This window comes from Nostoc sp. (assembly GCF_036916975.1).
Taxonomy (GTDB): domain Bacteria; phylum Cyanobacteriota; class Cyanobacteriia; order Cyanobacteriales; family Nostocaceae; genus Nostoc.
The window spans coordinates 1-5,648 of the sequence record NZ_JBALFF010000114.1 but is presented as its reverse complement, the minus strand read 5'-3'; the positions used below and the strand labels follow the sequence as shown (position 1 = coordinate 5,648).

Sequence of the window (5,648 nt, the reverse complement as noted above, 5' to 3'; positions counted from 1 at the left end):
AGTTAGGAGTTAGGAGTTAGGAGTTAGGAGTTAGGAGTTAGGAGTTAGGAGTTAGGAGTTAGGAGTTGGGAGTTGGGAGTTGGGAGTTAGGAGTTTGGAGTTAGGAGTTGGGAGTTTGGAGGTTGGAGTTGGGAGTTTGGAGTTAGGAGTTTGGAGGTTGGAGTTAGGAGTTTGGAGTTAGGAGTTAGGAGTTAGGAGTTAGGAGTTAGGAGTTTGGAGTTAGGAGTTTGGAGTTTGGAGTTAGGAGTTTGGAGTTAGAAAATTGAAGTTACGAATTACGAATTACGAATTACGAATTACGAATTATTTAGTCACTACGTAAAGCAGTAATTGGATCTAATTTAGATGCATTCCGGGCTGGAATTACCCCAGCCACAAAGCCAACGCTCAATGAGAGTCCAAAGCCAGCAATAATTGACAATAAAGAAATTACAAAGGGAAATTTGAAAGTGTTTGCAGCTAGAAAGGCTAATAAAATACCAGTGACCATGCCAATACATCCGCCAACAATGGAAATCACGATCGCTTCGGTTAAAAATTGATTAAGTATTGCCGAATTGGTGGCTCCTACGGCTTTGCGAATCCCGATTTCTCGCGTCCGCTCAACTACGGAAACTAGCATAATGTTGGCAATACCGATTCCACCAACCACTAACGAAATTCCTGCGATTGCTACTACCATTACTGTAAATAAACCTACAATACTAGTGAAGGTACTAACAATATCAGCTTGATTGGTCAGTCGAAAATCATCAACTTGGGGCGGATAAATGTTATGACGCAGCCGTAAAAGATTAGTGACTTGAAACTGAGCAGCTTCTAACTGCTCCTGATTAGCACCTTTAACTAAAATTCCATTGACAGAAACGCCTACTAGGGCATTGTTTCCAACCAGTCTCTTCGACATAGTAGTTAGAGGAATGAAAACCTGGTCATCTCGATCCATCGGTCCTTGAGAACCTTTAGGTTCCATCACCCCAATTACTTCATAAGCTTCTCCCTGAATCCGAATTTTCTCGCCGAGCGGATTTACACCCTGTGCAAAGAGTGTTTTTTGAACTGTAGGACCAAGAATAGCTACCTGTGCGGTAGTATCTAATTCTTCTTGAGTAAAATATCTCCCTTGCTGGGGGTGAGTATTTCGCACTTCTGGGTAATTCAAATCTGTGCCATAAATGGCTGTTGAAGTGTTCTGTCCTGCATATACAACTTGAGCGCTGCGTTGAAGATAAGCAGAAACCATCTGTGCTGATGGTGCTTGTGTAGCGATCGCCTTTGCATCTTCCCAAGTCAAGGTGCTACTAGAACCTACCCCCTGACGGACATTCCCACTTCTTGCAGCACCCGCCAAAATTTGGATGACATCTGTACCCAATGCTTGTATCTGTTGCTCAACCCCCTTTTGCACTCCTTGACCGACAGAAGTAATGGCAATAACTGAAGAAATCCCAATAATCACGCCCAACATAGTTAGACCTGTGCGTAATTTGTTACTCCACAGAGTCTCTGCTGCCATTATCAAGATTTCCAGCAACGGCACTGTGCGAGTATTCTTAGTTTTATAAAAGCCTTTAAATATCTTAAACATAAAGTTTTATTTAAAACTCAATACAATTTCAGTTAAGCATTTCTTTCTTCTCTTCCTTTGCGTCCTTTGCGTCCTTTGCGGTTCGTTAAAAGGAACCTTCTTACTCGACAGTTAAGCCTTCTTACTCAACAGTTAAGCCTTCTTACTCAACAGTTAAGCCTTCTTACTCAACAGTTAAGCCTTTTTACTCCCCTTTCTGTTCCATTCCCCCTGTTCCCTTGCCTCTTTTTAACTAAACCCTATTAATTTAAAACTAACTTTAAGGAAAACCACCACCAGAACGACCACCACCAGAACGACCACCGCCACCTGCTCCTCCGCCTCCTCCTAGACCAGGGAAAACCCCTCCTCGTGGTGTTGATTGCGGACGCGATCCTGGTGGGAAACTGAGCAATACCCTTTCGTTTCCTGTCAATCCAGACTTAACTTCAGTAAAATTATTCGCGCTGACACCAGTCTCAATAGCAGTAAACACAGGTCTGTTATTCTTTCCAGCTACAAACACACCCGTGGCATTTTCTTGCCGCACCACCGAGGCCGTTGGCACTACTAGAACATTTTCAACTTGACCGACTTGAAAATCTACTTCCGCATTCATCCCAGATCGCAGTAGCCTTTGAGGGTCTAAAAGTGATACTCTCACTTCAAAACTGGTGACGTTTTGCTCTACTATTGCTTGGGCAGCAATTTGGCTGACTTTACCTTCAAAGGTTTTTCGTGGGTAGGCATCTGCTTCAATCGAGACTTTTTGACCAAGGCTGATTTTGGAAATATTTGTTTCTGCTAAATTTGCGACAACTTCATTTGTTGAAGCTAGAGACAAGATTGAAGAAGAAGAAGAAGAAGCTACTTCACTACTGGCAGTTGTAGGTGTCACGAAAGCGCCGGGATCGGCATACTTCTTTGTCACCAGACCATCAAAAGGTGCGCGAATAATTGTGTCATTGATTTCGGCTTGGATGTTTTGCAGGGAACCGCGAGCAGATGTTACCTGGGCGCGGGCTGCGTCAATATCTTCAATGCGCGTTCCGGCTTTTAGAAGTGCCAAAGCTTGCTGTCTTTGCTTCACCACAGCTTGAGCTTGCTGAATGTCTTCTGGACGTGACCCAGCTTTTTGCAACCCCAGTGCTTGTTGTGCTGCATTCACAGTAGCTCGGGCGCTGTCACGATCTGCACGGCTTTGGTTGAGAGTCTGAAGGGAAATACCGCCTGCATTGTAAAGTTGTTGATTGCGAAGAAAATTATCTTCTGCTTTACTTAGAGCCGCTTGAGTGTTTTGTAACTGTGCCTGTGATTGGGCAATATCTTGAGAGCGATTACCTGCTTGTACCTTTTGTAGATTCGCCTCGGCTTCGTCTAATGCTCCCTGTGATTGGGCAATATCTTGAGGGCGATTACCTGCTTGTGCCTTTTGGAGATTCGCCTCGGCTTGTGCCAATTGTCCTTGAGCAGAAGTAAGTTGCCCCCGCAGGTTGGAATCATCCATGTAAGCTACAATTTGTCCTTGTTTGACAATATCTCCTTCCTTCGCCAACAGACTTTTCAGGATGCCTGAATTTTTGGGACTGAGGTTAATTGACCGCTCAGGTTTCACCGTTCCATTCGCTGAAACTGTGATTGTTAAACTCTGCTTTTCTACGGGCTTGGTTAGCACCCTCCGTCTGGCTTCTTGATGGGAAACAACTGTTACTTGGTAATAAACTGCATAGCCAATTCCACTCAAAAGGCAAAGAGCAATTAGCCAAGAGAGCCAATTACGTCTGCCCTTTTTTTTCTTTACCTCTGGAACTAAAACTGATGAATCGACGGTATTTGGTGTATCAATCTGCATATCCACTTTATCTATAAAAAACGGCTACCGAGCTAGTTGTTCACGCCTCAAACTATAGCCTGGTAGCCTTATATTGACAATTTATTGAGTTTTTAGTGTTTTCACAAAAAAGAGTTTAAGAGCAGAATCGCAACGCCCTCAGTGGGGAAGAGTTAATGATCCTTTCCTTTGGGAGAAGGGGAGACATCAGTGGCGATAGCGTCGCCTCTTTTCTACGGGATGCTTTCTGTACCAACGGTGCTTCGTCTTTGGCCTTCCCGCAGAGGTAGCCACCCCGCTCTGACTTTCCCCTCAATCCTTAAGGAATTACATTCAGCAATTCTGACTTCTTCTTTAAAGATTTATTTGGATTAGCGGTCTAGGAGCAGGAATTACGTAGCCAGGAGCATAGAATTCCAGATGTGGACCAATAATAACTCCGTCGGGAAGTCTGGAGTAACCATTACGAAGTCCAACTAAGTCTCTAGCAGGAATAATTCTTCCATTAGCCAATCTGACGTCACCATTACGAAGTCTGGCTGCTCTGCTACTGTATTGGTTGTCACGGTTCCAATTACCCCGATCTCTAGGGCTTCTGACTTCTCCAGAATTGGATCTACCATCGCGGTTCCAATTTCCAGAATTGGATCTGCCATCGCGGTTCCAGTCTCCAGAATTGGATCTGCCATCGCGGTTCCAGTCTCCAGAATTGGATCTGCCGTCGCGATCTCTATCTTGCTCGTTTTGAGCAACAACGTAGGCTTTCGTCTGGGCATTTGCAGGCGCAGTCAAAAGAGGGGGAACAACAATTAAGGCAGCAGCAGCTAAAACTATCGATACACGGTTTGGTTTTAACATGAAATGAAGTCCTTATTTAGATTAAAGTTCTATTCTACTGAGGTTCCGATTCAGCGATTTAGACACTTGCTTTTATTTTGGTATCAAGATGTCTAATATTTGCCTTATCGTATAAATTCATACATATTAATTATTACTCAAAATATCCAAAGTGATGTATGACCAAAGTCATTAGTAATTCCAGACTTATGTATGACCAAAGTTATAAGTTTTTTTAATGGGGGATGTAAAATGGGGAATGGTTATTCTCCCTCATCCCTCCCAGCAAGAATTATCTTTCTTTGTAAGATTTTGCTACCGTCAACAGCGCAGATCGTTTAAGCTAGCTGAAAGATTCTTTGATTAGTGGCTTAAAGGCGGTAATGTGCCTAAACATGTTCGTTTGATTTCTTTTCTAATGGTCTGTAGTTTATGGAGTATGCCAAAAGCCGTTAACGCGCAGGCATTAATACCCCATACATTGCAACTAGATGGGACAAAGTTAGAGAAGCAAGGGTTGAGCTTGGCACAGGAAGCGGCTCAACTAGCTCAGTTTCAACAGGTTGATTTAGCTTTGCCACGAGCGCGGCTGGCGAGTCAACTGGCTCCTAAGAATGATAAAGTGTGGTTGCTCTTAGGTGGATTGCAACTGCAAACTAAAGAGTTTGACGGGGCGATCGCTAGCCTGAAAAAAGCGCAATCTATCAACCCCAAAAATGGTGATATTTTGTTTGCTTTGGGTTCAGCTAATTTTCAGCAGAAAAATTACCAAGCAGCTGTTGTCAATTACCAAGACGGTTTGAAGTTAAAACCCAACGATCCAGAGGGGTTGTTTGATTTGGGTAATGCTTACTATCTGCTGGGTAAATTGCCAGATGCGATCGCACAGTACGATAAAGCCGTCTCCCACGATAAAAAATTCTGGCCGGCGATCAACAATATTGGCTTAATCAACTACGAACAGGGTAATACCACCGAAGCGATTAAGCGATGGCAATCTGCTATAACCCTTGATAAGCAAGCCGCAGAACCTTTATTAGCCTTAGCAGTGGCACTGTATACTAAAGGCGATCGCCAACAAGCATTAAACTTCGGAGAAGCCGCACTCCGCATCGATCAGCGCTATGCTAGTTTGAATTTTCTCAAAGAAAATCTCTGGGGCGATCGCCTACTGTCTGATACGAAAAAATTCTTAGAATTACCCCGTATTCAAGCAGCCCTACAGCAACGAGAAAATTCATCAGCGCCGGAACAACAGTCTACTCAATAGGAGTTAGGAGTTGGGAGTTAGGAGTTAGGAGTTAGGAGTTAGGAGTTAGGAGTTAGGAGTTGGGAGTTAGGAGTTGGGAGTTGGGAGTTGGGAGTTGGGAGTTGGGAGTTGGGAGTTGGGAGTTGGGAGTTGGGAGTTGGGAG

4 protein-coding genes are annotated in these 5,648 nt (G+C 43.9%); 1 reads left to right on the top strand and 3 read right to left on the bottom strand.

All coding sequences use genetic code 11. The annotated features are described in order from the left end of the window. Positions 1-307 precede the first annotated feature (307 nt). The 3 genes from V7K73_RS26500 to V7K73_RS26490 form a co-directional block, all read right to left on the bottom strand. Complete coding sequence (locus tag V7K73_RS26500; protein ID WP_442936792.1) at positions 308-1,588, bottom strand: ABC transporter permease; 1,281 nt, start codon at positions 1,586-1,588, stop codon at positions 308-310. A 259-nt stretch (positions 1,589-1,847) separates the two neighbouring features. After that, the gene (locus V7K73_RS26495; protein WP_334884561.1) at positions 1,848-3,419 is read right to left on the bottom strand and encodes an efflux RND transporter periplasmic adaptor subunit; all 1,572 of its coding nucleotides are present in this window, start codon (positions 3,417-3,419) and stop codon (positions 1,848-1,850) included. Between the two features lie 333 nt (positions 3,420-3,752). After that, complete coding sequence (locus tag V7K73_RS26490) at positions 3,753-4,256, bottom strand: hypothetical protein (RefSeq protein WP_334884559.1); 504 nt, start codon at positions 4,254-4,256, stop codon at positions 3,753-3,755. A gap of 364 nt (positions 4,257-4,620) precedes the next feature. Here V7K73_RS26490 and V7K73_RS26485 point away from each other — a divergent pair, with 364 nt between their 5' ends. Beyond that, the gene (locus tag V7K73_RS26485; protein ID WP_334884557.1) at positions 4,621-5,505 is read left to right on the top strand and encodes a tetratricopeptide repeat protein; all 885 of its coding nucleotides are present in this window, start codon (positions 4,621-4,623) and stop codon (positions 5,503-5,505) included. The last annotated feature ends 143 nt before the right edge of the window (positions 5,506-5,648 follow it).

What these genes read in the sequence shown, in the direction of transcription:
- V7K73_RS26500 (WP_442936792.1), bottom strand. Translation starts at nt 1,588, where the DNA reads ATGTTTAAGATATTTAAAGGCTTTTATAAAACTAAGAATACTCGCACA.
- V7K73_RS26490 (WP_334884559.1), bottom strand. Translation starts at nt 4,256, where the DNA reads ATGTTAAAACCAAACCGTGTATCGATAGTTTTAGCTGCTGCTGCCTTA.
- V7K73_RS26495 (WP_334884561.1), bottom strand. Translation starts at nt 3,419, where the DNA reads ATGCAGATTGATACACCAAATACCGTCGATTCATCAGTTTTAGTTCCA.